The organism is Bradyrhizobium sp. MI1.4, from assembly GCF_055811315.1.
On the sequence record NZ_JBVVPP010000001.1, the window covers coordinates 197489 to 222954 of the forward strand.

37 protein-coding genes and 1 tRNA gene are annotated in these 25466 nt (G+C 62.9%); 16 read left to right on the forward strand and 22 right to left on the reverse strand.

Annotated features, from left to right (window positions below; translation table 11 throughout):
• The first annotated feature begins 86 nt into the window (after positions 1-86).
• Positions 87-434 (forward strand): DUF6481 family protein, encoded by a 348-nt coding sequence (locus AC0L23_RS00890; RefSeq protein ID WP_018457771.1) that lies wholly within the window; start codon positions 87-89, stop codon positions 432-434.
• A gap of 138 nt (positions 435-572) precedes the next feature.
• Here the strand turns inward: AC0L23_RS00890 and AC0L23_RS00895 are convergent, their stop codons facing one another.
• Positions 573-815, reverse strand: coding sequence for a pentapeptide MXKDX repeat protein (locus AC0L23_RS00895; protein WP_473356752.1), 243 nt, complete (start codon positions 813-815; stop codon positions 573-575).
• 325 nt (positions 816-1140) lie between these two features.
• Here AC0L23_RS00895 and AC0L23_RS00900 point away from each other — a divergent pair, with 325 nt between their 5' ends.
• The 3 genes from AC0L23_RS00900 to AC0L23_RS00910 are packed head-to-tail and all read left to right on the forward strand — an operon-like array spanning position 1141 to position 4069.
• Entirely contained in the window at positions 1141-2163 is a 1023-nt protein-coding gene (locus AC0L23_RS00900) for a TRAP transporter substrate-binding protein (RefSeq protein ID WP_085349845.1), read from the forward strand.
• Complete coding sequence (locus AC0L23_RS00905; RefSeq protein ID WP_085349846.1) at positions 2160-2714, forward strand: TRAP transporter small permease; 555 nt, start codon at positions 2160-2162, stop codon at positions 2712-2714. The genes AC0L23_RS00900 and AC0L23_RS00905 overlap by 4 nt, the downstream gene beginning before the upstream one ends.
• Entirely contained in the window at positions 2711-4069 is a 1359-nt protein-coding gene (locus AC0L23_RS00910) for a TRAP transporter large permease (protein WP_007591317.1), read from the forward strand. The genes AC0L23_RS00905 and AC0L23_RS00910 overlap by 4 nt, the downstream gene beginning before the upstream one ends.
• Before the next feature lie 45 nt (positions 4070-4114).
• Here AC0L23_RS00910 and AC0L23_RS00915 read toward each other — a convergent pair whose 3' ends face one another.
• Genes AC0L23_RS00915 through AC0L23_RS00930 form a run of 4 tightly spaced genes read right to left on the reverse strand, consistent with a single transcriptional unit; the run spans position 4115 to position 9804 of the window.
• Positions 4115-5026: a hydroxymethylglutaryl-CoA lyase gene (locus AC0L23_RS00915; protein ID WP_018457768.1), complete on the reverse strand. Its 912-nt coding sequence runs from the start codon at positions 5024-5026 to the stop codon at positions 4115-4117.
• A gap of 1 nt (position 5027) precedes the next feature.
• Positions 5028-7043, reverse strand: coding sequence for an acetyl/propionyl/methylcrotonyl-CoA carboxylase subunit alpha (locus tag AC0L23_RS00920; RefSeq protein WP_473356753.1), 2016 nt, complete (start codon positions 7041-7043; stop codon positions 5028-5030).
• A gap of 4 nt (positions 7044-7047) precedes the next feature.
• Positions 7048-8652 carry a carboxyl transferase domain-containing protein gene (locus AC0L23_RS00925; RefSeq protein ID WP_027517803.1) on the reverse strand — a complete coding sequence of 535 codons (1605 nt, stop codon included), beginning with the start codon at positions 8650-8652 and terminating at the stop codon, positions 7048-7050.
• A 24-nt stretch (positions 8653-8676) separates the two neighbouring features.
• Positions 8677-9804: an isovaleryl-CoA dehydrogenase gene (locus AC0L23_RS00930; protein WP_473356763.1), complete on the reverse strand. Its 1128-nt coding sequence runs from the start codon at positions 9802-9804 to the stop codon at positions 8677-8679.
• Positions 9805-9962: 158 nt separating this feature from the next.
• Here AC0L23_RS00930 and AC0L23_RS00935 point away from each other — a divergent pair, with 158 nt between their 5' ends.
• Positions 9963-10991: an AraC family transcriptional regulator gene (locus AC0L23_RS00935; RefSeq protein ID WP_018457764.1), complete on the forward strand. Its 1029-nt coding sequence runs from the start codon at positions 9963-9965 to the stop codon at positions 10989-10991.
• 72 nt (positions 10992-11063) lie between these two features.
• Here the strand turns inward: AC0L23_RS00935 and AC0L23_RS00940 are convergent, their stop codons facing one another.
• The 3 genes from AC0L23_RS00940 to AC0L23_RS00950 all read right to left on the reverse strand — a co-directional run bounded on the left by AC0L23_RS00940 (position 11064) and on the right by AC0L23_RS00950 (position 12621).
• Positions 11064-11363, reverse strand: a complete 300-nt coding sequence (locus tag AC0L23_RS00940; protein ID WP_018457763.1) for a DUF3551 domain-containing protein — start codon at positions 11361-11363, stop codon at positions 11064-11066.
• Positions 11364-11636: 273 nt separating this feature from the next.
• Positions 11637-12122, reverse strand: coding sequence for an Lrp/AsnC family transcriptional regulator (locus AC0L23_RS00945; protein ID WP_007591345.1), 486 nt, complete (start codon positions 12120-12122; stop codon positions 11637-11639).
• 193 nt (positions 12123-12315) lie between these two features.
• The gene (locus AC0L23_RS00950) at positions 12316-12621 is read right to left on the reverse strand and encodes an ETC complex I subunit (RefSeq protein WP_007591346.1); all 306 of its coding nucleotides are present in this window, start codon (positions 12619-12621) and stop codon (positions 12316-12318) included.
• 260 nt (positions 12622-12881) lie between these two features.
• Here AC0L23_RS00950 and AC0L23_RS00955 point away from each other — a divergent pair, with 260 nt between their 5' ends.
• A complete protein-coding gene (locus AC0L23_RS00955; RefSeq protein WP_018457761.1) occupies positions 12882-14051 on the forward strand; it encodes an OpgC domain-containing protein in 1170 nt (389 codons plus the stop codon).
• 40 nt (positions 14052-14091) lie between these two features.
• Here the strand turns inward: AC0L23_RS00955 and AC0L23_RS00960 are convergent, their stop codons facing one another.
• Positions 14092-14286, reverse strand: a complete 195-nt coding sequence (locus AC0L23_RS00960) for a hypothetical protein (protein ID WP_018457760.1) — start codon at positions 14284-14286, stop codon at positions 14092-14094.
• Positions 14287-14594: 308 nt separating this feature from the next.
• On the opposite strand from AC0L23_RS00960, the gene AC0L23_RS00965 reads away from it, so the two are divergent.
• A complete protein-coding gene (locus tag AC0L23_RS00965; protein ID WP_018457759.1) occupies positions 14595-14753 on the forward strand; it encodes a hypothetical protein in 159 nt (52 codons plus the stop codon).
• A 336-nt stretch (positions 14754-15089) separates the two neighbouring features.
• Here the strand turns inward: AC0L23_RS00965 and AC0L23_RS00970 are convergent.
• From AC0L23_RS00970 to AC0L23_RS00985, 4 genes are all read right to left on the reverse strand, one after another.
• Positions 15090-15166: transfer RNA gene (locus AC0L23_RS00970), tRNA-Pro, on the reverse strand.
• Positions 15167-15277: 111 nt separating this feature from the next.
• Positions 15278-15763, reverse strand: coding sequence for a DUF192 domain-containing protein (locus AC0L23_RS00975; RefSeq protein ID WP_018457758.1), 486 nt, complete (start codon positions 15761-15763; stop codon positions 15278-15280).
• A gap of 111 nt (positions 15764-15874) precedes the next feature.
• Positions 15875-16507, reverse strand: a complete 633-nt coding sequence (locus tag AC0L23_RS00980; RefSeq protein ID WP_018457757.1) for a cold-shock protein — start codon at positions 16505-16507, stop codon at positions 15875-15877.
• 198 nt (positions 16508-16705) lie between these two features.
• Positions 16706-17467: an SIR2 family NAD-dependent protein deacylase gene (locus AC0L23_RS00985; RefSeq protein ID WP_085385269.1), complete on the reverse strand. Its 762-nt coding sequence runs from the start codon at positions 17465-17467 to the stop codon at positions 16706-16708.
• A gap of 274 nt (positions 17468-17741) precedes the next feature.
• On the opposite strand from AC0L23_RS00985, the gene AC0L23_RS00990 reads away from it, so the two are divergent.
• Entirely contained in the window at positions 17742-17906 is a 165-nt protein-coding gene (locus tag AC0L23_RS00990) for a hypothetical protein (protein WP_018457755.1), read from the forward strand.
• Positions 17907-17973: 67 nt separating this feature from the next.
• Here the strand turns inward: AC0L23_RS00990 and AC0L23_RS00995 are convergent, their stop codons facing one another.
• Positions 17974-18267, reverse strand: a complete 294-nt coding sequence (locus tag AC0L23_RS00995; RefSeq protein ID WP_473356764.1) for a hypothetical protein — start codon at positions 18265-18267, stop codon at positions 17974-17976.
• 278 nt (positions 18268-18545) lie between these two features.
• Between AC0L23_RS00995 and AC0L23_RS01000 the strand changes: the two genes are divergently transcribed.
• Both AC0L23_RS01000 and AC0L23_RS01005 read left to right on the forward strand, forming a co-directional pair.
• The gene (locus AC0L23_RS01000; RefSeq protein WP_026233438.1) at positions 18546-18776 is read left to right on the forward strand and encodes a hypothetical protein; all 231 of its coding nucleotides are present in this window, start codon (positions 18546-18548) and stop codon (positions 18774-18776) included.
• A gap of 77 nt (positions 18777-18853) precedes the next feature.
• Positions 18854-18979: a hypothetical protein gene (locus AC0L23_RS01005; protein WP_085353452.1), complete on the forward strand. Its 126-nt coding sequence runs from the start codon at positions 18854-18856 to the stop codon at positions 18977-18979.
• On the opposite strand, the gene AC0L23_RS01010 is transcribed toward AC0L23_RS01005, so the two are convergent.
• The 4 genes from AC0L23_RS01010 to AC0L23_RS01025 form a co-directional block, all read right to left on the reverse strand.
• Positions 18976-19173 carry a hypothetical protein gene (locus AC0L23_RS01010; RefSeq protein ID WP_085353591.1) on the reverse strand — a complete coding sequence of 66 codons (198 nt, stop codon included), beginning with the start codon at positions 19171-19173 and terminating at the stop codon, positions 18976-18978. The two genes, AC0L23_RS01005 and AC0L23_RS01010, sit on opposite strands and share 4 nt — an antisense overlap.
• 215 nt (positions 19174-19388) lie before the next feature.
• Positions 19389-19748 carry a hypothetical protein gene (locus tag AC0L23_RS01015; protein WP_240543215.1) on the reverse strand — a complete coding sequence of 120 codons (360 nt, stop codon included), beginning with the start codon at positions 19746-19748 and terminating at the stop codon, positions 19389-19391.
• Between the two features lie 207 nt (positions 19749-19955).
• Positions 19956-20078, reverse strand: a complete 123-nt coding sequence (locus AC0L23_RS01020) for a hypothetical protein (protein WP_256468045.1) — start codon at positions 20076-20078, stop codon at positions 19956-19958.
• Between the two features lie 257 nt (positions 20079-20335).
• Entirely contained in the window at positions 20336-20485 is a 150-nt protein-coding gene (locus tag AC0L23_RS01025) for a hypothetical protein (RefSeq protein ID WP_018454370.1), read from the reverse strand.
• 287 nt (positions 20486-20772) lie between these two features.
• On the opposite strand from AC0L23_RS01025, the gene AC0L23_RS01030 reads away from it, so the two are divergent.
• Complete coding sequence (locus AC0L23_RS01030; protein WP_018454371.1) at positions 20773-21000, forward strand: hypothetical protein; 228 nt, start codon at positions 20773-20775, stop codon at positions 20998-21000.
• A gap of 252 nt (positions 21001-21252) precedes the next feature.
• Here AC0L23_RS01030 and AC0L23_RS01035 read toward each other — a convergent pair whose 3' ends face one another.
• The gene (locus AC0L23_RS01035; RefSeq protein ID WP_018454372.1) at positions 21253-21429 is read right to left on the reverse strand and encodes a DUF2934 domain-containing protein; all 177 of its coding nucleotides are present in this window, start codon (positions 21427-21429) and stop codon (positions 21253-21255) included.
• A gap of 136 nt (positions 21430-21565) precedes the next feature.
• Complete coding sequence (locus AC0L23_RS01040) at positions 21566-21862, reverse strand: HU family DNA-binding protein (protein ID WP_007591377.1); 297 nt, start codon at positions 21860-21862, stop codon at positions 21566-21568.
• A 422-nt stretch (positions 21863-22284) separates the two neighbouring features.
• On the opposite strand from AC0L23_RS01040, the gene AC0L23_RS01045 reads away from it, so the two are divergent.
• The 5 genes from AC0L23_RS01045 to AC0L23_RS01065 all read left to right on the forward strand — a co-directional run bounded on the left by AC0L23_RS01045 (position 22285) and on the right by AC0L23_RS01065 (position 24527).
• On the forward strand, positions 22285-22455 hold the full coding sequence (locus AC0L23_RS01045; RefSeq protein ID WP_231170940.1) for a hypothetical protein: 171 nt from the start codon (positions 22285-22287) through the stop codon (positions 22453-22455).
• Between the two features lie 245 nt (positions 22456-22700).
• Positions 22701-23003 carry a hypothetical protein gene (locus AC0L23_RS01050; RefSeq protein WP_085353453.1) on the forward strand — a complete coding sequence of 101 codons (303 nt, stop codon included), beginning with the start codon at positions 22701-22703 and terminating at the stop codon, positions 23001-23003.
• A 175-nt stretch (positions 23004-23178) separates the two neighbouring features.
• On the forward strand, positions 23179-23451 hold the full coding sequence (locus AC0L23_RS01055) for a hypothetical protein (RefSeq protein ID WP_085353454.1): 273 nt from the start codon (positions 23179-23181) through the stop codon (positions 23449-23451).
• Between the two features lie 169 nt (positions 23452-23620).
• A complete protein-coding gene (locus AC0L23_RS01060; RefSeq protein WP_007610124.1) occupies positions 23621-23797 on the forward strand; it encodes a hypothetical protein in 177 nt (58 codons plus the stop codon).
• 220 nt (positions 23798-24017) lie between these two features.
• The gene (locus AC0L23_RS01065; protein WP_085353455.1) at positions 24018-24527 is read left to right on the forward strand and encodes a hypothetical protein; all 510 of its coding nucleotides are present in this window, start codon (positions 24018-24020) and stop codon (positions 24525-24527) included.
• A 22-nt stretch (positions 24528-24549) separates the two neighbouring features.
• On the opposite strand, the gene AC0L23_RS01070 is transcribed toward AC0L23_RS01065, so the two are convergent.
• Positions 24550-24930, reverse strand: a complete 381-nt coding sequence (locus AC0L23_RS01070; RefSeq protein WP_018454376.1) for a hypothetical protein — start codon at positions 24928-24930, stop codon at positions 24550-24552.
• A gap of 168 nt (positions 24931-25098) precedes the next feature.
• Positions 25099-25314, reverse strand: a complete 216-nt coding sequence (locus AC0L23_RS01075) for a hypothetical protein (protein ID WP_018454377.1) — start codon at positions 25312-25314, stop codon at positions 25099-25101.
• Positions 25315-25466: the final 152 nt, after the last annotated feature.

Below are 25466 nucleotides of genomic sequence, written 5' to 3' on the forward strand. Positions count from 1 at the left end.
CTGCGTCGCGCGGCGCCCGCTATGCCCAGCCGACGTACCAACAGGCAGTGATGTAGGATCGAAAGCGAGGATGACAAGGTTCGCCGATGAGTGGATTTAGGGAACCAGGCTTCTCCGACCGGCAAAAGGCGGCACAGGAAGCACGCAAGAACCTTTTGAACAAATTCAAGTCGCAGCCGGGGCCGGATGATCCCGCGGTTGTGGCGAAGCGTGCGGAGCGCGAGGCCCTTGCGGCCAAGCGCGCCGAGGCAAAGGCTGCGCGCGACACGGAAAAGGCCGAGCAGAAGCGCCTTCAAGAAGAAGCTGCCGCGCTCGAGGCCGCGCGGATCGCCCGCGAGGCCGAAGAAGCCGTCGCGAAGGCGGCCGAAGCCGAGGCCGAGCAAAAAGCCAAGCGGGACGCCCGCTACGCCGCCCGCAAGGCGAAGCGCAAGTAACGTTTGCAAGTCTAACGCGCGCAAGTCACGTTCAATTGAATTTGGACTGAAACAAATGCTCCGGGGGCGGTCTACGTGACCGCCCCCGGATTTTTGGCGCGCGTCAGCCTGTCGCAAGCGCCTCTCGACGTTGGAAGATCAGTGCTTCTTCATCATCCCGTCGTCTTTCTTCATCCCGTCCTTCGACATCGTGTCCTTCTTCATGCCGTCGTCCTTGGACATGGTGTCCTTCTTCATGCCGTCCTTGGACATCGTGTCCTTTTTCATCATGCCGTCATCCTTGTCCATCTTGTCCTGGGCAAAGGCGGCCGGCGACAGCGCGAGGCCGAGCGAGAGAACGGCCGCCGAAACGCCGAGCGCGATGCGGGTACGAATGGTCATGACTGGTCTTCCCTTCGAGATGGATGTTGGTCAGCGACGGACGCCGCTATCTGATCTCGACGGATTGCCACGGGGCGTTGTTACGCGGCCGCTGATAAATTTCCGCGAGCCCGCCGCCATCCTTGGTTCTGCGGATGTAGGAGATCAGGAGTGTGCAATGCAGCATCACCGACGCTTGCCGCGGCATTCGGTCTCGAACTATCAGACTAGAGAACATTGTCTGAAAGACCGGCTAGGATGGGCCTCAGCGCGGTCTCCAAGACCGGCCCAAAATCACGGCAAAGCAAACAAGAACCTTCCAAGAACCGTCCAAGGGAATCACGCCATGTTCACGCGCCGCCACCTGATCGCGACCGCCGTCGCCGCACCCGCCATTCTCCGTTTCAGCACCGGCACCGCGCATGCCGCGACCACGCTGAAGATCTCGCATCAATTCCCGGGCGGCACCGTCGACAAGGGCGATTTCCGCGACCGGCTCTGTCGCGTGTTCGCCGCCGAAGTCAGCAAGCGCAGCAACGGCGACATCGCCGCCGAGATCTATCCGAACTCCTCGCTGATCAAGACCAACGCGCAGTTCTCCGCGATGCGCAAGGGCGCGCTCGACATCAGCCTCTATCCGATGCCCTATGCCGGCGGCGAATTGCCGGAAACCAATATCGGCCTGATGCCGGGCCTCGTCACCACCTACGACCAGGGCATGCGCTGGAAGAAGGAGCCGGTCGGCAAGGCCTTGACCGACTTCCTCGCCGACAAGGGCATCATCCTGCTCAGCTGGGTGTGGCAGGCCGGCGGCGTCGCCAGCCGCTCCAAGCCGATCGTGGCCCCCGAAGATGCCAAGGGTCTCAAGGTGCGCGGCGGCTCGCGCGAGATGGACATGGTGCTGCAGACTGCCGGCGCATCCGTGCTGTCGGTGCCCTCGAACGAAATCTACGCAGCGATGCAGACGGGGGCGTGTGATGCCGGCATCACCTCCTCGACCAGCCTGATCTCGTTCCGGCTTGAGGAGGTCGCGAAATCGCTGACCTCGGGCGCAGGCGCGTCCTATTGGTTCATGCTCGAGCCGCTGATGATGTCGAAGGCGATCTTCGACAAGCTGCCGAAGAACCAGCAGGACGTCCTGCTCGCGGTCGGCACCGAGCTCGAAGCCTTCGGCCGCAAGGGCGCGCAGGACGACGACGTCGAGGTCGCCAAGGTCTACGAGAAGGCCGGCGCCAAGGTCTCGGCGCTTGATGCCGCGACCGTCGGCAAGTGGCGTGACATCGCCCGCGACACCGCATGGAAGGACTACGGCGCCAAGACCGCGACATCTGCCAACCTGCTCAAGCTCGCGACCGACGTCGCCGCATGAGCCACGGTCCGCTTCCGGATCGTGACAGCCAGGTAAACGCTGCCGCAAGGACCGGCCTTGCGGCAGCGATCGATCGCGGTCTCGCCATCCTCAACAACATCATCGTCGTGTTCGCCGCGATTGCGCTGATCGCCGCCTGCGCCATCCTGAGCTACAGCGTGCTCAGCCGCGCCTTGTTCAAGGCTGCCAATTACTGGCAGGACGAGGCCGCGGTGTTCCTGCTGGTCGGAGCGACCTTCATGACGGCCGCCTACGTGCAGCAGAACCGCGGTCACATCGGCATCGAGGCCTTCGTCGGCCTGCTCTCACCACTGGCGAACCGGATCAGGCTCTGGCTGGTCGATGCCGTGACGCTTCTGTTCTGCGCTTTCTTCGCCTGGAAGTCCTGGACACTGGCGCATGAAGCCTATGTCGATGGCCAGGTCTCGAACTCGATGTGGTCGCCGCCGCTGGCCATCCCCTATTCGCTAATGGCGTTCGGCATGAGTCTGCTCTGCGTCCAGATCCTCGTGCAGCTTGCGCTGCCTTTCGCTGGAGCCAGGCGTTCATGAGCGTTTTCGGTATCGGCCTCGCCTACGGGATCGCGACGCTCGTCGTGATGTTTTCGGGCATGCCGATCGCGTTCGCGCTCGGCGCGGTCGCAGTCGTGTTCATGGGCATCTACATGCCCGCCGCCTCTCTCGACACGGTGACGCAGAATGTCTACGAGGAAATGGCCTCGATCACGCTGCTGTCGATCCCGCTCTTCATCCTGAAGGGCGCCGCGATCGGCAAGTCGCGCGCCGGCCAGGATCTCTACTCGGCCCTGCACGCCTGGCTGCACCGCGTCCCCGGCGGGCTCGGCGTCGCCAATGTGTTCGCCTGCGCGCTGTTTGCGGCGATGGCGGGCTCCTCGCCCGCGACCTGCTCGGCAATCGGCTCGGCCGGCATCCCCGAGATGCGCAAGCGCGGCTATTCCGGCGGCTTTGCCGCGGGGATCATCGCCGCCGGCGGCACGCTCGGCATTCTGTTGCCGCCGTCGATCACCATGATCCTGTTTGCGGTCGCCGCCGAAAAATCGCTAGGACGGCTGTTCCTCGCCGGTATCGGGCCCGGCCTGCTGCTGGTCTCGCTGTTCGGCGTTTACGCCGTGATTCGCTTCCGCCAGGAATACGCCGCGGCCGAAGCGATCTACAAGAACGGCGGCCCGGAAGCTGCGATCCTCGCCCGCGACGAGTACACGCTCGCGGAACGCTTCAGCGTACTGCCGCGCGTGATCCCGTTCGTGCTGCTGCTCACCGGCGTCATGATCGCCCTCTATGGCGGTTACGCCACGCCATCAGAGACTGCCGGCCTCGGCGGCCTCTTGGCGCTGGCATTGATCGCGGCGATCTACAGCGTGTGGCGGCCGAGCGACCTTGCCCCGATCCTGAAATCGACGATCCGGGAATCGACCATGCTGATGATGATCATCGGCATGTCGCTGCTCTATTCCTACGTGATGAGCTATCTGCACATCTCGCAATCGGCCGCCGAATCCGTCGTCGCGATGCATTTGCCCCGCTGGGGCCTCTTGTTCGCGATCCTCGTCATGGTCGTCGTGCTCGGTTTCTTCCTGCCGCCGGTCTCGATTATTCTCATGACCGCGCCAATCATCCTGCCGCCGCTCCGCGCCGCCAATTTCGACATCATCTGGTTCGGCGTCGTCATGACCATCGTGATGGAGATGGGACTGATCCATCCACCCGTCGGCCTCAACATCTTCGTCATCCGCAACGTCGCGCCGGATATTCCCCTGCGCGAGGTGATCTGGGGCACGCTGCCGTTCGTGCTTTTGATGATGCTCGCGGTGCTGCTGCTCTGCTTCGTGCCGGGCATCTCGACCGCACTGCCGGACCTGGTGATGGGGCCGGACGGGAGCAGGTAGCTGCGTCCACCATCATTGCTTCGCTGCGCTCGCAATAACGGAGAACTAGGAGCTGGCGCGCTTCCTCTTCGCGTTCAGTGCGGAGGCCACGCGGCTCACCGGCGGCTTGCCCAGCACGCCGCTCATCTCGTTGGTTGCCGCCAGCAACCGGTCCATATCGACACCCGTCCTAATCCCCATGCCACCGAGCATATAGACGACGTCCTCGGTCGCGACGTTGCCGGTCGCGCCCGGCGCGTAGGGGCAGCCGCCGAGGCCGCCGGCGGCGGCGTCGATGACGCGGACGCCTTCCTCCAGCCCCGCATAGAGATTGGCGAGCGCCTGGCCGTAGGTGTCGTGAAAATGCATCGCGAGATTGGCGGGAGGGATGTTGGCGCTGACCGCCCGCAGCATCTCTTTGGCTTTGGCAGGCGTACCGACACCGATCGTGTCGCCGAGCGAGATCTCGTAGCAGCCGAGCTCCCACAGCGTGGTGGCGAGATCGGCGACCGCTTTCGGCTGGATCTCACCGTCGAACGGACAGCCCAGCACGCAGGAGATATAGCCGCGGACCTTGACACCATCGTCCCTGGCGCGCGCCAGCACCGGCTTAAACCGTTCGATGGACTCCGCGACCGTGCAATTGATGTTGGCCCGCGAAAAGCCCTCGGAGGCCGCGGCGAACACCGAGACGATCTTTGCGCCGGCCGCGCACGCGGCGTCATAGCCCTTCTCGTTCGGCACTAGCACGTGGAATTCGGCACTGGTCAAATGGCTAACGCCGCGCAGCACGGCGTCCGAGCTCGCCATCTGCGGGATCGCCTTGGGCGAGACGAAGGCGCCGACCTCGACTGTATTGAGGCCGGCCGCGACCAGCGCCTCGATGAAGGCGATCCGGGCCTCGACACTGACCGCCGTTTTCTCGTTCTGGAGGCCGTCACGCGGCCCCATTTCGATGATGCGGACCTTATCGCTCATCTCATTCTCCGGAAGGCTCGACCACGGCGAGCTCGACGCCCTCCTGGACGATGTCGCCGACCTTGCATTTGATGGATTTCAGCACGCCGGCATAGGGCGCACGCAGCGTCTGCTCCATCTTCATCACTTCCAGGGTGAGGATCGGCGCGCCCTTCTCGAGCTTGGCGCCCTCCTCCGCCAGCACGGCGACGACGGTGCCCGGCAAGGGCGCTGCGATCTTGTCCGCGCCGGCCTGCTCCTCCATCTCGCCGCCGAACGGATCGACCCAATGCAGGTCGAATCGCCCGTTGCGCGTGCGCAAATACAGCTCATGGCCGTCGATCACGGCCGCGACGAACGATTTGACGCCGTCAAGCGTCACGTCGAAGCCGCCGTCCCGGGGCGCGATCGCAAATGCCAGCTCGCGTTCGCCGATCACCAGCGTCGCTGGTCCGCTGCCATAGTTCAGCGTGATCTTCTGCTCGGACCCATGACCAACACCATGACCCGCGCGAAACGCAAAATTGCGCTGGCGGCGGCCGACCGGCATCCAGCCAAAGGTCTGCCAGGGCGAATTCGCGTCCGCCTGTGCAGCCTGCCGCTCGTGGTTGATCACAGCGGCCACCGCGGCGCAGAGCTCGAGCTCGCCCGGCGCCGCCGGGGCCTGCGTCAGAACCGTCAGTTCGCGCTCGATGAAGCCGGTGTCGATCGCGTTCGCCCTCACCTTCGGATGCGTCATCAGCGCCGACAGGAACGGGATGTTGGTCACGATGCCGCGGACGTCGGACTCTTCCAGCCCGCGGTTCAGCCGCTCGATCGCGACATCCCGCGTCGGCGCCCAGGCGATCATTTTTGCCAGCATCGCATCGTAGTACGGCGAAACCGTATCGCCTTCCCGATAGCCGGAGTCGATGCGCAGCCCCCCCGCTTCAGCGGGCAGACGCCAGGTTGATATCTTGCCCACCGACGGCATGAAGTTCTTGGTCGGGTTCTCCGCGTAGACCCGCGCCTCCACGGCGTGGCCGTGAAGCTTGATCTCGTCTTGCTTCAGCGGCAACGCCTCGCCGAAAGCGACGCGCAACTGCCACTCGACCAAGTCGATCCCCGTGATCAGCTCGGTCACGGGATGCTCGACCTGGAGACGAGTGTTCATCTCGATGAAGAACACGTCCTTGCCGTCGGACACGAACTCGATGGTGCCGGCGCCGACATAGTTGACGGCGCCCGCGGCCTTTCGCGCGGCGGCACAGACCGTCTCGCGCTGGGCGGGATTGAGCGTCGGCGACGGCGCCTCCTCGATCACCTTCTGGTGGCGGCGCTGCAGGGTGCATTCGCGTTCGAACAGCGAGAGCAGATTGCCGTGGCTGTCGCCGATCACCTGCACCTCGATATGCCTCGGGTTATCGACATATTTTTCGATCAGCATGCGGTCGTCGCCGAACGCGGCCTTGGCCTCGCGCTTCGCGCTGACGATCGCAGGCGCAAGTTCATCCGCGGAGCGAACGATGCGCATACCACGGCCGCCGCCGCCAGCGGACGCCTTCACCAGAATCGGGAAACCGACCTTCTCGGCCGCCTTCGCCAACGTCGCATCGTCCTGCGCCTCGCCGTGATAGCCTGACACCAGCGGGACGCCGGCCTTCTCCATAAGCGCCTTGGAGCCGGACTTCGAGCCCATGGCAGTCATCATTGGCGCTGTCGGGCCGACGAAGACCAGTCCGGCGTCGAAACACGCCTGGGCGAATTCGGCATTCTCCGACAGGAAGCCATAGCCGGGATGGATCGCCTCCGCGCCGGTCTTGCGCGCGGCCTCGATCAGCCGCTCGACATTAAGATAGCTGTCGCGGGCACGTGCGGGCCCGAGCAGCACGGCCTCGTCGGCGAGCGCGACATGCATCGCGTCGCGGTCCGCCTCGGAATAGACCGCGACCGTGCGCAGGCCCATGGCGCGCGCGGTGCGGATCACGCGGCAGGCGATCTCGCCGCGGTTGGCGATCAGGAGGGTGCGAAAACGGCGGTAGAGCTTTGAGCGGTCCATCGCATCACATCCTGAACAGGCCGAATTTCGTCGGTTCGATCGGCGCATTCGACGCCGCCGAGAGGCCGAGACCGAGCACCAGCCTTGTGTCGGCCGGGTCGATCACGCCGTCGTCCCACAGCCGCGCGGTCGCGTAATACGGGTGCCCCTGGCTCTCATATTGCGCGCGGATCGGTTCGCGGAATTTATCTTCGTCTTCTTTCGACCAGCTGTCGCCCTTGGCCTCGATATTGTCGCGGCGGACCTGGCTCAGCACCATCGAGGCCTGCTCGCCGCCCATCACCGAGATGCGCGCGTTAGGCCACATCCACAGGAAGCGCGGGGAGTAGGCGCGGCCGCACATGCCGTAATTGCCGGCGCCGTAGGACCCGCCGATCACCACGGTGAATTTCGGCACCGACGCGGTCGCGACCGCCGTCACCAGCTTGGCGCCGTCACGCGCAATGCCGCCGGCTTCGTATTTCTTGCCGACCATGAAGCCGGTGATGTTCTGCAGGAACACCAGCGGAATGCCGCGCTGGCAGCACAGCTCGATGAAATGCGCCCCCTTCAGCGAGCTCTCGCTGAACAGGATGCCGTTGTTGGCAATGATGCCGACCGGAAAACCCCAGATGTGGGCGAAGCCGCACACCAGCGTCGTGCCGTAGAGCTTCTTGAACTCGTCGAACTCGGAACCATCGACGACGCGCGCAATGATGTCGCGCACGTCGAACGGCTTGCGCCCGTCGACGGGCACCACGCCGTAGATCTCCTCCGCCGCGAACAAGGGATCACGCGGCGGATGCATGTTGAGGTTTGGTCGTACCGACGGCTTCAGCGTGCCGACGATGCGGCGGGCGATGCCGATCGCGTGTGCGTCGTTCTGGGCATAATGATCGGTCACACCCGATTGCCGCGAATGCACGTCGGCGCCACCAAGCTCCTCCGCGGTCACCACTTCGCCTGTCGCGGCCTTCACCAGCGGCGGCCCGCCGAGGAAGATCGTGCCCTGGTTGCGCACGATGATGCTCTCGTCCGACATCGCGGGGACATAGGCGCCGCCGGCTGTGCAGGAACCCATCACGATGGCAATCTGCGGGATTCCTTGCGAGGACATCTGCGCCTGGTTGTAGAAGATGCGGCCGAAATGCCGCTCGTCGGGAAATATCTCGTCCTGCAGCGGCAGGAAGGCGCCGCCGGAATCGACCATATAGACGCAGGGAAGATTGTTCTGCCGCGCCACGTCCTGCGCGCGCAGATGCTTCTTCACGGTCATGGGATAATAGGTGCCGCCTTTGATGGTGGCGTCGTTGGCGACGATCACGCATTCGCGGCCCGCGATGCGCCCGACCCCGGTGACGACGCTCGCCGAATGCACGTCGCCGCCGTAAAGGCCATAGGCCGCGAGCGGCGACAGCTCCATGAACGCGGTGCCGGGATCGACCAGCAGGTCGACGCGCTCGCGCGCCAGCATCTTGCCACGCGAGGTGTGGCGGTTGCGCGAGACCTCGCCGCCGCCGCCCGCAACCTGGCTCAGCTTTTCGCGCAGATCCGCGACGAGGGTGCGCATGGCCTCGGAATTGCGCGCAAAGTCCGAAGAAGACGTATCGATGCTGGAATGGAGCGGCATGTTGGTTCCAATTGCGTGAAGGTTTTAAGCCGTCTCAGCCATCAATTCGCGACCGATCAGCATGCGCCGGACCTCCGAGGTGCCGGCGCCGATCTCGTAGAGCTTTGCATCGCGCCACAGGCGTCCGACCGGAAATTCGGAGGTGTAGCCGACCCCGCCAAGCGCCTGGATCGCCTCACCCGCCATCCACGTCGCTTTCTCGGCGGAATAGAGGATCGCAGCGGCGGCGTCCTTGCGCAAGCTGCGCGCGTGATCGGCGCGGTTGCAGGCACGCCCCACCGCATAGACATAGGCGCGCGTGGCCTGCCAGGTCGCGTACATGTCGGCGAGCTTGCCCTGCATGAGCTGGAAGTCGCCGATCGGCTGCCCGAACTGCTTGCGCTCGTGCATATAGGGCACCACCGCGTCCATGCAGGCCGCCATGATCCCGAGTGGTCCACCCGAGAGGACCGTACGCTCATAGTCGAGGCCGGACATCAGCACCTTGACGCCCTCGCCGACCTTGCCAAGCACGTTCTCCTCCGGCACCTCGCATTCGTCGAAGAACAGCGGATACGTGTTGGAGCCGCGCATGCCGAGCTTGTCGAGATGCTGGCCGTGGCTGAAGCCCTTCGTCCCCTTCTCGACCAGGAAGGCGGTCATGCCGCGCGGGCCCGCTTCCGGATCGGTCTTGGCATAGACCACCAGCACGTCGGCATCGCCGCCATTGGTGATCCACATCTTCGAGCCGTTGAGCACGTAGCGGTCGCCGCGTTTGTCGGCGCGCAGTTTCATCGAGACGACGTCTGAGCCGGCGCCGGGCTCGGACATCGCGAGCGCGCCGACATACTCGCCGGAGATCAACTTTGGCAGATAGCGCTCGCGCTGCGCATCATTGCCGTTGCGGCGGATCTGGTTGACGCAGAGATTTGAGTGGGCGCCATAGGAGAGGCCGACCGCGGCCGAGCCGCGCGAAATCTCCTCCATCGCGACGATATGGGCGAGATAGCCCATGTTGGAGCCGCCATATTGCTCCGGCGCGGTCATGCCGAGCAGGCCGAGGTCGCCAAGGCGCTTCCAGAGGTCCGCCGGGAATAGATTGGCCTTCTCGATATCGGCGGCACGCGGGGCGATCTCCGCCTCCACGAAGGCGCGCAGCGTGTCGCGCAGCATGCTGATGTCTTCGCCCAGATCGAAATCGATGCTCGGGATATTCAAGGCGATTCCTCCCTATTTTGGGGACCGAACCTAGCGGCATCGGGGCCCTTCTGCGGTCGAAAAGGTTGCATTTTCCGCCAAACTTGGCGAGGATTTTCCCAGAGGATTTTCCGATGCCTTTTCAAGTCGCAACCGCGATCCCGCGCCGTGCCGTGACCCCTGCCGCCTTCGTCCGCGGCGTCGTTGCCGCTTACGAACGCTACGGCCGCGATCCGACCGAGGCGCTGAGCCGGGGTCAGGTAACGCCGGACCTTGTCAATTCTCCGGATGGGCGGGTCACGGCCGGCCAGTTCGAGGCGCTGGCGGGCCATGCCATGCGCGAACTCGATGACGAGGCGCTCGGCTGGTTCTCGCGGCGGCTGCCCTTTGGCACCTACGGCATGCTGTGCCGCGCCTCGATCACCGCCCCGACGCTGGAGGTCGCGCTCAAGCGCTGGTGCCGGCACCATCGTCTGCTCACCGAGGACGTGCTGCTCGATCTCGCCGTCGGCGAGGAGACCGCGGTCGTGTCCATCCGCGAACTGGCCGACCTCGGACCTCTACGCGAATTCTGCCTGGTCACCCTGCTCCGCTATGTTCTCGGCTTCTCCTGCTGGGCCGTGGATTCGCAAATCGCGCTCCGCGCCGCGGAATTTCCGTACCCCGAGCCCGGCCACGTCTCGGTCTATCCGACCATCTTTTGCCGAAACATCCGCTTCGGTGCGGACCGCGCTTCCATCACCTTCGACAAGCATTACCTGTCGCTGCCGCTCACCCGGAGCGCGGCGGACCTCGACAACATGCTCAAGGGCGCGCTGCGGCTGACCGTACTGCCCTATCGGCGCGACCGGCTGCTGGTCGAGCGCGTTCGCCGCGTACTCCGCAATGCGCGCGGACGCAGTCTCGGCGCCGAGGATGTCGCAAGCGAGCTGGCACTCTCCACCCGCACCATGCATCGGCGCCTGCGCGATGAAGCGACCTCACTGCGGGATCTCAAGGAAGAGGCAAAATTCGAGCTCGCCAAGCAGGAGTTGATGCGCGGGCGCAGCCCGATCAAGCGGATCGCGGAGATCGCCGGCTTCCGCAACGAGAAGAGCTTTTCTCGCGCCTTCCGCACCTGGGCCGGCGCCTCCCCGCGCGAGTTTCGCGGCAGGTATCGCTGAAGCGCGGGTTGTCATGCTGTTGCGGCCTCCGAGATCCAACTTGGAGGCCGCAACATTTCCAAACGGTCTCGCTCAGTTCGAGTTGGTCTGCCCGCCCGGGCGCAGCTTGGTGCGCGAGTGCGTCTGCTTCGGCTGGAAGGCCAGCGCGTCGGCCGACGTCTTCGCGCCGCCGCTCTGTGAGCACGAGCCGCCGATGCCGCCGGCCGCGGCCCGGCAGGCCTCCATCGTCGGATAGCCGCAGCCATGCGCGGCCTGGGCACCATTGGTGATGCAGTAGTCTTCTGCCTGGGCAGCCGGCGCGGTCATCATGAGAAACGCAGATGCAAACAGCGTCGCAGCGGATGCGACGAACGTCTTCGAGATCGAGGTCATGTTGTCTTTTCCTGCTTCAGGGTCCCACAAAAGAGGCCTCGGCATGCGACGCAGGCTGAGGTTCACACCTCGCATGTAGGCCAGCACCAGGAACCGGCAATCACGCTTCGGCGCATTGCAGAACTTCGCAAATCACATGTCACAGTTAGGTGAGTTACTTATGTTTATATCCGCCTTATCCGAACCTGTATCCCGGTAAGGGAGTCACTCCCGCGCCTTCGGATGTTTGGACGTCGTTACGCGAGCTACGTTTTGGGACCCGTCGCCGCCGAACTATCCTGCCGCCGCGATCTCCTGCAATGGCAGCGGCACGTCCTTCGCCACGCCCAGCACCGGAAAGCTGCGGACGTTCTTCACGTTCGGCATCGCGGCGAAATGCAGGAGCTGCTGGCGCATGCTCTCGACGCTCGGCGCCACGCATTTGAGAAGATAGTCGGTGTCTCCCGAAATCCGCCAGCACTGCTGGATGCGCGGGATCGCGGCGATCGAGCTCTCGAATGCCGCCAGCACCGGCTGGGCTTGGCTGCCGAGCTGGATCGAGACGAACGACACCACCTCGTAGCCGAGCAGCCGCTCGTCGATAACGGCGCGCACCGCCCGGATCACGCCGCGGCTGAACAGCGATTTCAGCCGCCTCACGCAGTTGGGCCCGGACACCCCGACGCGCAGCGCCAGCTCGTTATTGCGAACCCGCCCGTCCTGCTGCAACTCGGAGAGTATTTTCAGATCGACGCCGTCGAGCTGGTCACGCCCCGCCATAGCCCACCTCGTCATGGTCGCATCATGCGAGACAGCGAAGCACGGGGCGGAATGGCTGCCAAGGGCAGGACGATGGGAAGAACCGGCGTGGTTGGCCGAGCTTGTCCCGGCCAACCGCGGGCTTTTTACGTGGACGCTAAAACGTGGATGCCCGGGACAAGCCCGGGCATGACGAGAGTTTCGTTGCCCGCCCTCAATGCGTCCACGGCTCGCCGCGGCGGAACGAGAAATTGTCCGCATAGGCGACCGGACGGCGCACCGATTCCTTTGGCTCGATCACCTGGTAGGCGATGCCCTTGCGCTCGCAATAGGCGACCGCCTCTTCCTTGCTGTGGAAGTGCAGCGTGATCTGCTGCTTCATGTCGCCGGACGAGGTCCAGCCCATCAGCGGCTCGACCGCGCGCGGCTGCTCGGGCTCGTAGTCGAGCTGCCATTCCTTGGTCTTCGACCGGCCGGATTGCATCGCGTTCTTGGCGGGCTTGAAAATGCGTGCGGTCATGGACGGTCCGGGCCTCTTGTTCGTCTTTTCGTTCGATTTCGATGCGTCACGGTAGCAGTTGGTGGAAACCGCGGGCATAGTATAGAGACACCTTTAGGGAACTGATCGGTGATTCCGGCCCCCCGGGATGGCTCGCCGATGGGTATAATCATTATGCTGCATCGTGACAATTGCGTACCCGCCTTCCGCGCCGGGGTCTCGCCCGGTGGCCCTGCTTCGTTGACATCTACCTGTCCGTCCCCTCCGAAAGCTCCCGTCGCATGTCCTTCCTGAACATCAACGCCACGCTCCCCGAGAAGGGCCGTGACCTCAGGCTCGACCTGTTTCGCGGCATTGCGAACTGGGCGATCTTCCTCGACCATATCCCCGACAACGTGGTGAACTGGATCACCACCCGCAACTACGGCTTTTCCGACGCCGCGGATTTGTTCGTCTTCATCTCCGGCTACACCGCCTCCTTCGTCTATGCGCGGATGATGCTCGAGCGCGGCTTCCTGGTCGGTGCTACGAGGCTGACCAAGCGGGTCTGGCAGCTCTACGTCGCCCACATCATCCTGTTCGTGATCTACATCGCCTCGATCAGCTATCTGGCGCTGCGCTTCGGCGATTCCGAGATGATCAACGAGTTCAACGTCGCCGGCCTGGTGGACAACGCCACCGAGACGCTGCGCCAGGGCCTGTTCCTGCGCTTCAAGCCGCTCAATCTCGACGTGCTGCCGCTCTACATCGTGCTGATGGGGCTGTTTCCGCCCGTGCTCTGGTTCATGCTGCGCAAGCCGGACCTGACGATGGCATTGTCCATCGTGCTGTGGCTGACCGCGCGCCATTTCGGCCTGAACCTGAACGCCTATCCGGCCGGACAGTGGTACTTCAACCCGTATTGCTGGCAGGTGCTGTTCGTGTTCGGCGCCTGGTGCGCCATGGGCGGCGCGCGGCGCTCGATGACGCTGATCAACGCACCGGTCACGCTGTGGCTCTGTCTTGGTTACATGCTGTTTGCGCTGGTCATGACCATGGCCGGCCGCTTCCCGACCCTCGGCGGCATGTTCCCGGAATGGCTGTTCTCGGCGTTCAACCCGAACGACAAGACCAACCTCGCGCCCTACCGCTTTATCCACTTCGTCGTGATCGTGATCCTGGTGATCCGCTTCGTTCCCAAGGACTGGCCGGGCCTGGAATGGAAAGGGTTCGACCCCATCATCGTGTGCGGCCAGCAGTCGCTCGCCGTGTTCTGCGTCGGCGTGTTCCTGTCCTTCGTCGGTCATTTCGAGCTGTCGATGAGCTCGGGCTCGCTGTTCGCGCAGATCTTCGTCAGCGTCGCCGGGATCGCGATCATGACGACGGTGGCCTATTACATCTCCTGGTCGAAGAAGCAGGACAAGCCGCTGAAGCCGCCGCCGCCCAAGACTGCGGCCGCAAAGGCGGCTTGAACGGGCAGCTCCGATCCCGCCGGACGACAGCGCCGCCGCTTCAGGCCGCCGCTTCGCTGTCGTACTCGGTAAACTTCTTGTAGATCCAGTCACGGCCGTCGTGGCGGCGCCAGACCTTGCCGTAAACGAGCTGCCCGTTGATCGAGCGGCGCGGCACGAACACGGTCCAGAGGTGCCAGATCTCGGTCCAGCTCGCCTGCGGACCGACGGTTCGGACGTTGCGATCGAGAGACATGATACAGAACTCACAGGATACGAGCGCTGCGACGAACTGTGATGTCGTGTGAGCACGAATTTCAGGCAGACCGTCGCAAGCCGAACCGATCTGATAACAGTCGCGAAGGCGCCCGCAACAACCGCTCGCTCTTAACCTAACCGATCAACCTTACCTCCTGTGAGCGCGTGGCGAGACCGGTTGAAAGCGGCCGCCGATTTTCCTAGACTGTGTGCGATTTGAGAATGAGCGCGTCGTTTTGAGGACGCGCGTTGATTTCCAGGCTGACGCGAATTTTTGAAAACGATTGATGGGCGGGGGCCACCACGATGAATTTGCAATGTGCATGTCTGCGCTTGGCGCTGCATTCGACGCCGCCTGCTCTGCCCGCGAAGACGCCGGAGCAGGAGCCGCGGAAGGTCGCCAACGACAATCAGCTGGCCTGGCCATTCCTGCCGTTTCCGTTCGGCTGGTACGCGACGAACTGATGGTTGGAAAAGCGTAACGCCGCGCAAGCGGAATATCATCGCTTGGCGGCGTCCGCTAGGCATTGGGCGCTGAAATCCCCAACACCAATATGTCTAGGACGACGCCTAAAGGTTCGACAAAGTTTTACGCATTCCGCGCCGCCCGACCCGCCCCAATGCCTTGAAATGTCGCGCGGAAAGTCGCGTTGCGCAGGGAATGAGCGCCGAGGGTTAGGAAGGCTTTGGCGGCTGCGGGCATCGGCATCGAACGCGCGCCATGCACGGCTGGAGCTGCGCTCGCCTGGCGCCTCGCCGATTGGCTATTGTTCTGAGGCGCGGGTCTGGCCCACCTCGGACTGGTCGGGGCAGCTGGATTCGAACCAACGACCTGCAGTACCCAAAACTGCCGCGCTACCAGGCTGCGCTATACCCCGAATGTCCGGCGAGCCCCGTCGATACACGCTTCCCAAAGCGCCAGCAAGCCTTCCAAAGGCGCGAGCAAGCTTCCCAAAAGACCGCCAGGACGGGGCAATAAGCCCTCCCGCCTACTTGCTGCCGAACAGCGGGTGGCCCACGCGGTCGCCGGCGCGGATGCCATATTTCTGCGCCGTGCCTGCCACCACCTCCAGAACAGCCCGCGCGGGCCCCCTGGATGAGATGATCTTTGTCGACATCGGCTCGGTATTTTCGGCGATGCGCAGAATTCGGCCGTCGGCGCGAATGAAGATCATGTCGAGCGAGACGTAGGTGTTCTTCATCCACATCGACACCTCCTGCTCGGGATTAAAGTCGAACAGCATGCCTTTGCCGTCCGCCAGTTCCTTACGGTACATCAGGCCAGTCTGCTTCTCTTCCTCCGTCGTCGCGACCTCGACCGAGAACACCTGCACGCCGTTCCTGGTGACGATCTCGAGGGGCTGGAAGCTGGCGGCGCGCACGGGTGCGCTCGCGACGGCACAGCCGGCGATGACAAGGATGGCGGCAAGCCAGCCCTTCGCAAGGGCGAAGACGGCCTTTCGATCGAAATTCATGGATGGCTCTCGAGGCGTGGGACTGGACCAGTCCTTACGTGGCGGTCACCGGAAAAGCCAGAGGCGCGCCGGCCAGCCAGCGCGCCTCTGCTCACGATCGCGGGAATGGAATTAGTGGGACGAAACCGGCGATCCCGTCTCGGGATGGATCTCGGCCGCCATCATGCCCTTGGAGCCGGGCCCGAACCGGACCAGGACATACTGGCCGGGCCGCAACTCGGTCATGCCGAAGCGGCGCAGCGTCTCCATGTGCACGAAGATGTCGGGGGTGCCCTCGCCGCAGGTCAGGAAACCGAAACCGCGCAGCCGGTTGAACCATTTGACCTGAGCCCGCTCCAGCCCGCTGGTCGCCGTCACCGTGACATGGGTGCGCGGCGGCAGCATCTGCGCCGGATGGATCGCAGTCGACTCGTCCATCGAGACCACGCGGAACGCCTGGTAGCCCTTGGCGCGCTGGATGCACTCGACGACGATGCGGGCGCCCTCGTAGGCGGTCTGGAAGCCGTCGCGCCTAAGCACGGTGACGTGCAGGAGCACGTCGGGCCAGCCATTGTCGGGAACGATGAAGCCGTAGCCTTTTGAGGCGTCGAACCATTTGATGACGCCGTGAACCTCGACGAGGTTGGCGCTGCTCTCACCAAGTCCGGTGAACGGACTGAGTGCACTGTCGCGACCGCCACCGCCGTGTTCGCCCACCGCGGGAACTCCGACCTTCTTGGACTCAAATCCGTCCGACGACCCCATAACCCCGGACCCCACACATGCCATGCAACCCGCCTGAATGGCGGCGCCGAATCACGCGTCTTTAGAGAATCTTCTCAACTCGACGCGACGCGAATCTTTCGACTCAAAAGATAACACTCCCGGTTGCGACGCATAGACAAAAAAGAGATTCGGCGGAACCTATGAACAGCTTGCACAGCCGCGAATCAAATTGCTGCCTCAATTACCCACAAAGGGCCCCAGCGTTTCGCCGATGTCGTGGCGGATCACGAGGTCGGCGATGTCGTCCTGCTCCGTCGGCTCGCGATTGACGATCACCAGGCGTGCACCCGATTCCTTCGCCATCATCGGAAAGCCCGCGGCCGGCCATACCACCAGCGAGGAACCGATCGCGATGAAGAGATCGCAGGCTTGCGACAGCGCCGTCGCGCGCTGCATCTCGTCCTCGGGCATTGTCTGGCCGAAGGAGATCGTGGCGGTCTTCACCGGCTCGTCGCACACGGTACAGTTCGGCGCGGCGCCCTCCTCGTCGAAGCGGCGCTTCACCCAATCAAGCGGATAGGCCTGCCCGCATCCAATGCAGCGCGCATACGTGGTGTTGCCGTGAAGTTCGATCACGTGATCGCTTGCGACGCCGGAGGCCTGATGCAGATTGTCGATGTTCTGGGTGATGATCGCGGGAACCTTGCCGGCGCGGTAGAGTGAGGCGAGCGCGCGATGGCCGCGGCCGGGCTTGGCCGCCGCAAAGACCTCCTCCATGGCGAAGCGCCGGCGCCAGGATTCGTCGCGCGCCTCCGGGCTGGCGACGAACTCGTCGAACGGGATCGGGCGGTTGCGCGTCCAAATTCCGCCCGGCGAGCGAAAGTCGGGGATGCCGCATTCGGTCGAGATGCCGGCGCCGGTGAACGGCACGATCCGTTTGGCTTCGGCGATCATGTCGCCAAGACGCTCGACGCCGCTGCGAAGATCCGATGCAATCAACGCCGCCTCCCGTTTTGCTTTTGTTTTACTGATTTGTTTTTGCGCTAGCTGCAACATGCGCAAGCGACAAGATTATTGACGCTGTTCTCCACCGCCACGCAAGACATGGTCGGCAATTTTTTCCGACCCTCGCTTATCACAATCCTGCAATGCCTCCTCCCCATTGACGCCCCAATCAGAAGCGCCAATGCATGTGTTGACGCGACTCAACGTGATTGCGGCGGCAGTGCTTGGGTTCAGTAGGACACATACTCACGTGCAGAGGGGATTTAACATGACCGAGGACGAACAACGCAAAATCCGCGAACGCGAAGAGATCGCCGCCCGTGTCGCCGCCTTCCGTGCCACCCAGGAAAAATTCAAGCGCGAACGTGAAGAGTATTTCGTGTCGACGCTCGACAACGCGCGCAAGGCGGAACGACCCTCGCTCTGGCCGTAACGACACCGGATCACCGAGCATGAAAAAAGCCCGGAGCATTGCTCCGGGCTTTTCGTTTGTTCAGCCGTTACCAGTGACGGTAATAATGGTGGCGGCGGTAGTATGGTGCATCACCGTAATAAGCGTAGGGACCAGGGCCGTAGGCATAAGCGGGGCCGCCATAGTAGCCATACCGCGGGCCGTAGCCATAGCCGTAAGGATGCGACGCGGCGACGGCGCCCGCGGTGATGGCGCCGGCGGCAAGACCGAACGCGAGGCCCGGACCGATGCCGCGGCCGCGCGCCTCGGCAGGCGAAGGCGCCGCGACCGCGGTCACGCCAACGGCCGCGACGGTAGCCAGAACTGCCAGTGTCTTCCTCATCATGAATCTCCTCCTTCGTATCTCGCACAGACAACGCCGGCGCGTTGCTATGGTTGCGCGCAAGCCTGTGGAACCGAGTTCGGAATAAATCCGGCCACGCATGGAACGGGCACGCGTTCCGCGAATTGTTTGCTCAAGTGCGGAAGCCTCCGCCGTCCGGTTGAGGCAACAGCACGAAGACCCCGTCAGCATCACCGATGCTGGCGGGGTTTTCAGTTCCACGCACAGCATTCGCAATGCGCCACAATTGCTGCCAGCGGGGAGCCGAGGAGGATAAAGTGCCGATATCCACGTTGCTGGCCCGTATCCGCAGGCTCGTTCCCAGATCCGGAGATCAGCATTACGACGAGATCGTCCGCAGTTTCGGTGTCGGCACGCTGCGCCCGCCGCCGACCCCGATGAGCGACGGCGAACTGGCGCGGGCGATTGCCGAGTTCCTTAAGGAACAGCCGTCGAGCGAGTCCGTAGGCGCCCTCGGCCGGCGGCTCGACCCCACCACCCCACTTTGAGGCGCCGGTCCGCCTTGTCCGGGAACATGCGCTTCGCGCGCACGTTGGCGTAGCCTTCAAGGAGAAAGGAGGCCGACATGCCCGTTTGGCTCGAAATCCTGCTCAACCTGTCCGGCTATGCCGGCTTCGTGGCGCTCGCCTCACACGGCACCGCGTGCCCGAGCAATTCCGCCGACCATCAGACCTCCACCGACGACCGTTAATTCGTGTGCGGTGGCTGGCCCGCCGTGCGCATCAGCCTGTCGGCTTTGACCGCGACACGCGTGTCCTCGAGCTGTGGCCGCAGCGAGACGCTGATCACCACGAAAGCCAGACAAAAGAGCGTGCCGACGATGGCGACGCGCCGGTAGGTGTGGCGGTCGCCCTGATAAAAGGACGGTTCTGAAAAAGGTGTCATGAATTCGTTCTTGGCAAAATTGCTTGTTGGCCAAAGTCGCTTGTTGGCCAAAGTCGGATCGCGTCTTCGCCAGACACCTATCGCAAGTGGCGGCAAGTGCAACGCGATTGCGCTTTTAACCTAACCGAATAGGGTTATCGGCTTCGCGGCAAGCTTCCGTTAGGAGTTCGCCAAGCCTCTTCAGAACAAGCGTCTTCAGAACTCGGCGAGCCGCTTCAGGCTCGCGCGAAAACCGAGGCTGCGATGGCCTGCGACCAGCACGGTGCCGAACACCTCGGCCGTGTCGTCGCTGAACGTCCCGGAGAAGCCGCTCGTTGCCTCCACTCCGCCGAACAGTGGCCGGGCGAAGCCATCCGCAAACGGCGTATGCTGGTGGTGACAAGCTCACCCTTCCAGGTCCCGTGCTCCGAAGGGCCGTTGTCCGAATTGCCGTTCCGGATCGTGTAGGCGCCGCGCGACCAGAAATACGGCCCGCCGCCGAGCAGAACGCCGTCACGCAGGATCAGCACGCCGCTGTCGCGGCCCTTCACGCCGTCGAGCATGTGGATGTGGATGGAATAAAGCCCGTTCTTCATGTTGCGTCCGCCGGGGCAACGATAGCGCCGGAGACGGAGAGCGTCGAGACGGTGAAGCGAAGGTGTGGTGATCCGTCGTCGGGCTTTGTTCCAGCTTCGCCTGCCTTTCGTTCTCGGAGAACGAATCGGAATCGCAGAAATCGGCACGAAGCAAGCCTTAATATATCGTTCGCACGCAAACGACCGCAGTCGCCAACGATCGCGCGCTCACATCGCGTCTTCGGACTTCGACCGCGGTGGCACCGGCGGCACCGAGGGCCTGTCGTTGCGCAAGCGCGGGTGCCGGTCGTACCAAAACACTTTTGCGATCTCGGCGAACATCTCGAGCAACAGCACGCATCCATGTCGCGTCTCCCTCGCCTCACTCGTAGCGAGGACAGGCGAACGGGACTGTGCGAAGCATCACGCCGGCTTGGTCAGGAAAGGCGTGTCCCGGATCGACACAGAAGCCACGACTTGTTCTGCATCCGACTCCATTTCGTTCGCAAGGAACGAATCGGAGTCGAGAAATCCAGCGCAAAACGATCCCTAACGATCGGTGAAGGCGCGCGCGATTGCCTGTTGTCATCGAGATAGTGCGATGCTCATCACGCCGCTCGCTTCGCCGTATCCTTCGATAGAGCCTTCTCCGAAAAGCATTCGAGGATCTGGATGCGGAGTTCTTCCGCGGCCGGACCATCAAGCTTCCTGAGCTGATTCCAGAGCCTGATCACTTCGCGTTGTTTCTCGACAGTCATGGGCACCTCCAAAGAATGTCGCTGCCAAAAGAGATGCCTCACTAGAACAAAATGGGAACAACAAGTCCAGCCCCTCCCGTGAAATTCGCCGGGCACATCGCCTTGAGCCTTCCGCGCGCCGACGGTTGCTTTTTAGGTTTTCAACCTTAAGTTCGAGCCACGGCGCGGCGGCTAGGCGCTGAAATCCCTTCCCCGCCAGCCAAGAAGGCCCCGTGCGAAAGCGCGGGGTTTTTCTTTTGGGGAACGCGCCACCGCCCTCCCCGTTAGTCATTCCGGAGCTAGGGATCGTGACCAGAAAATACTACGCCGTCGAAGTGGTGCGTCAGATCGAAGAGACCGTGGAGATCATGGTCGAAGCGCCGGATCAGACCGCCGCACATGATGCAGCGCTCGCGCACCTGAAGGCGCGCGGCTCCGAATATCAGTGGCTCAATCCCAAATGCGATCTCATCGTCTGGCGCGAGCGCCAGGTCGATACGCCGGCGATCATCGACGTGTCCGTATCGCCGGACTAGCGGCCGGAACGAGTTTTCCCGCCCCGCGTTGTCAGGTCGAATTCGGTGGTGCTGGCGGCATGTCGCAACGCGGCCGACCAGCTTGAAGAGCCCCGGTCCCCAAGACCGGGGTTTTTCTTTGAGGCGGCCGCACGGAGGCGACTCGATTCGAACGAGGGCCCGAACAGCAAAGCAGCCACCCGGGTGTTATGCCGGGTGGCTGCTTTGAGAACTGTCGACGCTCGCCCCTGTCCGCCTGTTAAACCAGCAAAGTCAGACCGACAAATTGTCGGTCATGCCGGGTGGGACTTCGCCTTGCTTGGTCCGCTCGGCGAGAAGCTCCTTTTCGGCCTCATACCAGAAGGTGTCCATCGTGCCTGCGGGCTCGCCAGCCTCCTTCCAGAGGTGATAGGCCCGATTTCGAATCTCTTCTTCGCTGAGACCAGTCATGTGATTTCTCCCTTTCGGAAGCAAAGCCTGACGACGCCCTAGAGTTCCTTAAGAGAGTTCCTTATTGGTTCAGCACAAGCAAGCAATCATTGCAGCGCTCCGCGAAAAGAAGCCTCCGCAACGAAAACGCGAGCCCTTAGACGGAGTCTTTGGCCACCTTCAGCGGCGAGGCCTTCACCGACTTGCTCGCCGGCTTCGCGGCGAACTGCATCGGCTCCTTGGTGAAGGGATTGACGCCCATGCGGGCTTCGGTCGCCGGCTTGTTCACCACCGACATCTTCACGAAGCCGGGAATGACGAACTCGCCGGACTCGTTGAGCTCCTTGTAGCCGACCGTCGCCATGTACTCGATGACCGACTTCACGTCGTTCTTCGACAGCTGCGTGCCCTCGGCAATTGCATCGATCAACTGAGTCTTCGTCATCTTCGCCATGTCTGAATTTCCTTCTGTGCGCGCGAGCAGGCTTTGCTCAGGACGCGGTCCGACCGCGCAACGCGCTTCTGTTTCATGCCAACTTTCATGAAGTGACGGGGCTTAGAACCCATCGACGCCCAAAACGCAAGCAGGGGTTCTGCGGAGGGCCGGACGCCCCGGCAAAGATGCCGCAGCTTCCGCCGTTTTCGCGTTGAACCATTTTCTCCCCGAGGCGTCTAACTCTTTGAAGTCCCCAAGCTTCACCCCCCATCAGAGAGCCCCGCTTCCCCAGGCGGGGCTTTCGTCTTTGCCTGGACCCGGCCCCGCACTGCCGATCAGGCTGACCCCCGAGGTCTGCGCCCGGCCACCCCGGTGACCGTCACAAGGCAGGTTCTCTTTTCCGGCCATCTCCTGCATAATGCGGCATGGCAAAAACAAAAGTGACCTTCAAAACCGTCCGCATTGCAGACAACGACTGGAAAATCCTGGCGGATTACCCGGACAGCGAACAGCGCGAAATCAAGGGCTTCACCAGCAAGGCAGACGCCGACGACTGGATCAATGGCGACCGCAAGATCGCGTGGCTCCGCTCCCAGGGATACGCCAAGTAAACCGCGCATGAGTCACGCGCGTATCGCGTGACGCCCGTATGGGTATGAGGCGCGCTTCGTCCCTCCCGCTCCATAGGTTCTTTCCGTGCCGGCGCCTTGCCGAGCAAGCGGCAACGCCCGCGCGTCCTATCGGCTGGACGGGAGCGCCTGGTCGATAAACCTTTGGCTGGGCATGCGCCGTTGAGACTTCGGTAACCTAACGCCTCCAAGCTCCTCTTAGTATCGTTGTGTTGGAGTACCCCACAGTGCTGAATTTTAACGAGCTGCGTGAACTCGCGGCCGATGTTCGCGTGTTCGTCGACATTGCCGAAGACAAGGCCGAAGCGCTTCGCGCCGTCATCACAGCCTATGACGTGGTGCTCGCGATCTTCCCGTCGGGAGAGGGCATGGGTCTCCACGTCATCAAGGGCGGCGAGATCCTGGACAGGATTGCAAACTCACGAACCAATACGAGCTACAGCCACACGGCCATTGCGGTTCCCGACCTGGAGCACGCGGAAGTGCTCAAGCACCTGACGGGCCCGGCCGATCAGCGGCTTGCGGCTTAGAGCGTTTTCAAGTTCGCGGGACGAAAACGCGTCACAACAATCTGGAGCAGTTCTGATTCAAGCAGAACCGACAACGCCTCGTTGCAGACGAGAATTTTTGCACTCCAGAACGCCTTGTTTTAGGAACACGGTTTCTGCGCTCCCGTTGGCCCACACAACCAACCAGGAGTTTGAGATGAAGAAGCTCGTCATTGCGACCGCCGCCCTCGGCATCATGTGCGGCTCTGCCTTGGCCCAGACCCAGACCGGCCCCGCCGCGCAGTCCGACAACATGCAGAAGCCCGGCATGACCAACACGGACAAGGGCACGATGAGCAGCGGCACGACCGGCGTGAGCCATGACGGCATGAGCAAGGGCGGAATGGTGAGGCCCGACGCTTCCGGCCAGGGCGGCTCCGGCCCGGGCAGCGACCAGGGCGGTACCAAGACCCGCAGCAACAAGAAGTAAGCCGGTTTCCTGTACGGCTCGCTTCCCGGCCGCGTCGCTTCCACAAGCGGCGCGGCCATTTCATGAGAAGGGTCTTTGGAACCTGTCGAATGCACTCCTCACAATCGTGCGCGCACCGGAACGGTCAGGTCTTGCCGCGAGTTGCCCCATCTCCAGCAAGGAGATCGTCATGAGCGTTGAAGGTAAAGTGAAGGAAGGCGCCGGATTCATCAAAGAAGAGATGAACGAACACGGCAAGTCCCCCGAGAGCCAGAAGAAGGCCCAGGAAGGTCGCGACTTGCGCAACGAAGGCCGGATCGAAGACGGCAAGCCGCCGAAGACGACGAAGCCGGGCACCGGTCACTAGATCGCGTTCGAAACCCCGTTTGGTGAAAGCCGCCCCTGGTCATGTCAGGGGCGGTTTTTCACGTTCATGACCAGCCGATACGTGCCCATGCGATCTTCCGAAGCTGTGATCCTCCGAAGGTGCAGTCCTACAAAAATAGCCGGAGGCTCGAAGCATGCAGGGCGATGGCTGGTAGAACGCTCCGGCTGTTGTATGGTCGAACGTTTCTTGTGAGGGGCTGATGAAGATTGCCATTGTTGTCGCCGGCTTGATCGTTGTTGTTGCCGCCGTTCTCGTGGCGGTACAGCCCGGCTTTCTAAAGCCTGCGTCTATGGCACTCGTGAAGAAGTCCGACATCCTCGGCTTTTCGCCAGGGATGACATTCGACGAAACCAACAAGCTCGTCACGCAACGTCGCTACCGCTGCCGTCAGATTCGCGATTCCTACGTCCTGGAGTGCGCAGTCGACGGCGCCAAGGTCACGATCTTTGCCGACGACGTTGACCCTGGGAATCCTGATCCCAAACATCCCATCTGGCGCGTCATTGCGGAGTTGAACAATCCGGGTCCCCAAGACGCTGCCGTCAAATCGATCTCCGACCAGTTCAACGCCCAGCCAACCAGGGACGCCGGGGACGGATGGATATGGACTGTCGGCCGTGGGCTCAAGCTGAGCTACGACGGCGCCGCCTTGAAGCTGGTGGACGAGGCTGAGGAAATCAGGCGTGGCAAGCAGGAAGCAAAGCGCTAGGGAGCGCGACGCCGGGTGCCCTTCAGTGACGAAACCGGTTGACGGCCAACAGCGGCAGCCATGATCCCAGCACCATGCAGATCGCAATGGCTGCGACTAGGACGTATTTCAGGGGATGTTGCGAGGACGCGAGCGAACCTTCGAGGTGAAGGTATGGCAGCATCGCCTCCACGGCCATCCCGATCAGGGCAACCGCAACCAGCCCGCCAACCGCCGAAGCGAACAGGTTGACGATCCATCCGATCGCGCCGCGCTCGTTCGACCAAGCCTCGTAGATCGCGACAGCCAGCATCACGAGCACAAAGACCAGCATGAAGCTCATCGAGCCGCCGACGCTCGCCTTCGACCCGAAGATTTCCACCAGCAGCATGGCCGCCACCGCGAGCAGTGTGATCGCCTTCACGACTTTCCTCTTTGGTGTCTCAGCACATAGGCCGCGAAGCCAATTCCGATGCCGAGCAGGCTTTGCAGCATGGCGGTTGGTCGCGCCGGGCTTCGCCGGGGTTCAACAAATTGCACTCGGAGAACTGCAGGACCGCCGCGCAGTGACGACCGAAGGCCGGGGACCGATCTATGCAGCTTGCCTATTGGAAAGCCGCTCGAACGCCGTGATGGCCCGGTTGGCCAGCATGAGGCGTCTGTGCTCGCCCTTGCGGACCATCTCTTCGACGGCGGCCGAGAGAAAGCGGCTGGTGAACGGCGCGTCGCTGACTTGTCCGGTGCGCTCCAGATAATCCCAGGCGATCTGCACGGAATGTTCGATGAGATGGGACAGGTTCTCGCTCATGCAGAACCTACGCTTGGCGGGAGCGCTTGTTCCGCGCTGGCCAGTAGGTCGGTTCTTCATGGCAGATCTCGAGACGTTCAATTTCCGCACGTTTTCGACTGACGAACAAATGAGGAACGACAAGCGCGCGCCGACGTTAGGTGGAAAAGGAG

Excerpts from the sequence above, each read along its gene's own strand:
- AC0L23_RS01060 (WP_007610124.1), top strand. The coding sequence starts at position 23,621 with ATGAGCGTTGAAGGTAAAGTGAAGGAAGGCGCCGGATTCATCAAAGAA.
- AC0L23_RS01065 (WP_085353455.1), top strand. The coding sequence starts at position 24,018 with ATGAAGATTGCCATTGTTGTCGCCGGCTTGATCGTTGTTGTTGCCGCC.
- AC0L23_RS00895 (WP_473356752.1), bottom strand. The coding sequence starts at position 815 with ATGACCATTCGTACCCGCATCGCGCTCGGCGTTTCGGCGGCCGTTCTC.
- AC0L23_RS00930 (WP_473356763.1), bottom strand. The coding sequence starts at position 9,804 with ATGCTGCGCGACACGCTGCGCGCCTTCGTGGAGGCGGAGATCGCCCCG.
- AC0L23_RS01040 (WP_007591377.1), bottom strand. The coding sequence starts at position 21,862 with ATGGCGAAGATGACGAAGACTCAGTTGATCGATGCAATTGCCGAGGGC.
- AC0L23_RS01010 (WP_085353591.1), bottom strand. The coding sequence starts at position 19,173 with ATGACACCTTTTTCAGAACCGTCCTTTTATCAGGGCGACCGCCACACC.
- AC0L23_RS00935 (WP_018457764.1), top strand. The coding sequence starts at position 9,963 with ATGCCTTTTCAAGTCGCAACCGCGATCCCGCGCCGTGCCGTGACCCCT.
- AC0L23_RS00925 (WP_027517803.1), bottom strand. The coding sequence starts at position 8,652 with ATGCCGCTCCATTCCAGCATCGATACGTCTTCTTCGGACTTTGCGCGC.
- AC0L23_RS00915 (WP_018457768.1), bottom strand. The coding sequence starts at position 5,026 with ATGAGCGATAAGGTCCGCATCATCGAAATGGGGCCGCGTGACGGCCTC.
- AC0L23_RS00960 (WP_018457760.1), bottom strand. The coding sequence starts at position 14,286 with ATGTCTCTCGATCGCAACGTCCGAACCGTCGGTCCGCAGGCGAGCTGG.
- AC0L23_RS01035 (WP_018454372.1), bottom strand. The coding sequence starts at position 21,429 with ATGACTGGTCTCAGCGAAGAAGAGATTCGAAATCGGGCCTATCACCTC.
- AC0L23_RS00965 (WP_018457759.1), top strand. The coding sequence starts at position 14,595 with ATGAATTTGCAATGTGCATGTCTGCGCTTGGCGCTGCATTCGACGCCG.
- AC0L23_RS01015 (WP_240543215.1), bottom strand. The coding sequence starts at position 19,748 with ATGAAGAACGGGCTTTATTCCATCCACATCCACATGCTCGACGGCGTG.
- AC0L23_RS00955 (WP_018457761.1), top strand. The coding sequence starts at position 12,882 with ATGTCCTTCCTGAACATCAACGCCACGCTCCCCGAGAAGGGCCGTGAC.
- AC0L23_RS00920 (WP_473356753.1), bottom strand. The coding sequence starts at position 7,043 with ATGGACCGCTCAAAGCTCTACCGCCGTTTTCGCACCCTCCTGATCGCC.
- AC0L23_RS00940 (WP_018457763.1), bottom strand. The coding sequence starts at position 11,363 with ATGACCTCGATCTCGAAGACGTTCGTCGCATCCGCTGCGACGCTGTTT.
- AC0L23_RS00905 (WP_085349846.1), top strand. The coding sequence starts at position 2,160 with ATGAGCCACGGTCCGCTTCCGGATCGTGACAGCCAGGTAAACGCTGCC.
- AC0L23_RS00910 (WP_007591317.1), top strand. The coding sequence starts at position 2,711 with ATGAGCGTTTTCGGTATCGGCCTCGCCTACGGGATCGCGACGCTCGTC.
- AC0L23_RS01025 (WP_018454370.1), bottom strand. The coding sequence starts at position 20,485 with ATGACTGTCGAGAAACAACGCGAAGTGATCAGGCTCTGGAATCAGCTC.
- AC0L23_RS00900 (WP_085349845.1), top strand. The coding sequence starts at position 1,141 with ATGTTCACGCGCCGCCACCTGATCGCGACCGCCGTCGCCGCACCCGCC.
- AC0L23_RS00995 (WP_473356764.1), bottom strand. The coding sequence starts at position 18,267 with ATGAGGAAGACACTGGCAGTTCTGGCTACCGTCGCGGCCGTTGGCGTG.
- AC0L23_RS01055 (WP_085353454.1), top strand. The coding sequence starts at position 23,179 with ATGAAGAAGCTCGTCATTGCGACCGCCGCCCTCGGCATCATGTGCGGC.
- AC0L23_RS00950 (WP_007591346.1), bottom strand. The coding sequence starts at position 12,621 with ATGACCGCACGCATTTTCAAGCCCGCCAAGAACGCGATGCAATCCGGC.
- AC0L23_RS00945 (WP_007591345.1), bottom strand. The coding sequence starts at position 12,122 with ATGGCGGGGCGTGACCAGCTCGACGGCGTCGATCTGAAAATACTCTCC.
- AC0L23_RS00980 (WP_018457757.1), bottom strand. The coding sequence starts at position 16,507 with ATGGGGTCGTCGGACGGATTTGAGTCCAAGAAGGTCGGAGTTCCCGCG.
- AC0L23_RS01005 (WP_085353452.1), top strand. The coding sequence starts at position 18,854 with ATGCCCGTTTGGCTCGAAATCCTGCTCAACCTGTCCGGCTATGCCGGC.
- AC0L23_RS00975 (WP_018457758.1), bottom strand. The coding sequence starts at position 15,763 with ATGAATTTCGATCGAAAGGCCGTCTTCGCCCTTGCGAAGGGCTGGCTT.
- AC0L23_RS00990 (WP_018457755.1), top strand. The coding sequence starts at position 17,742 with ATGACCGAGGACGAACAACGCAAAATCCGCGAACGCGAAGAGATCGCC.
- AC0L23_RS00890 (WP_018457771.1), top strand. The coding sequence starts at position 87 with ATGAGTGGATTTAGGGAACCAGGCTTCTCCGACCGGCAAAAGGCGGCA.
- AC0L23_RS01075 (WP_018454377.1), bottom strand. The coding sequence starts at position 25,314 with ATGAGCGAGAACCTGTCCCATCTCATCGAACATTCCGTGCAGATCGCC.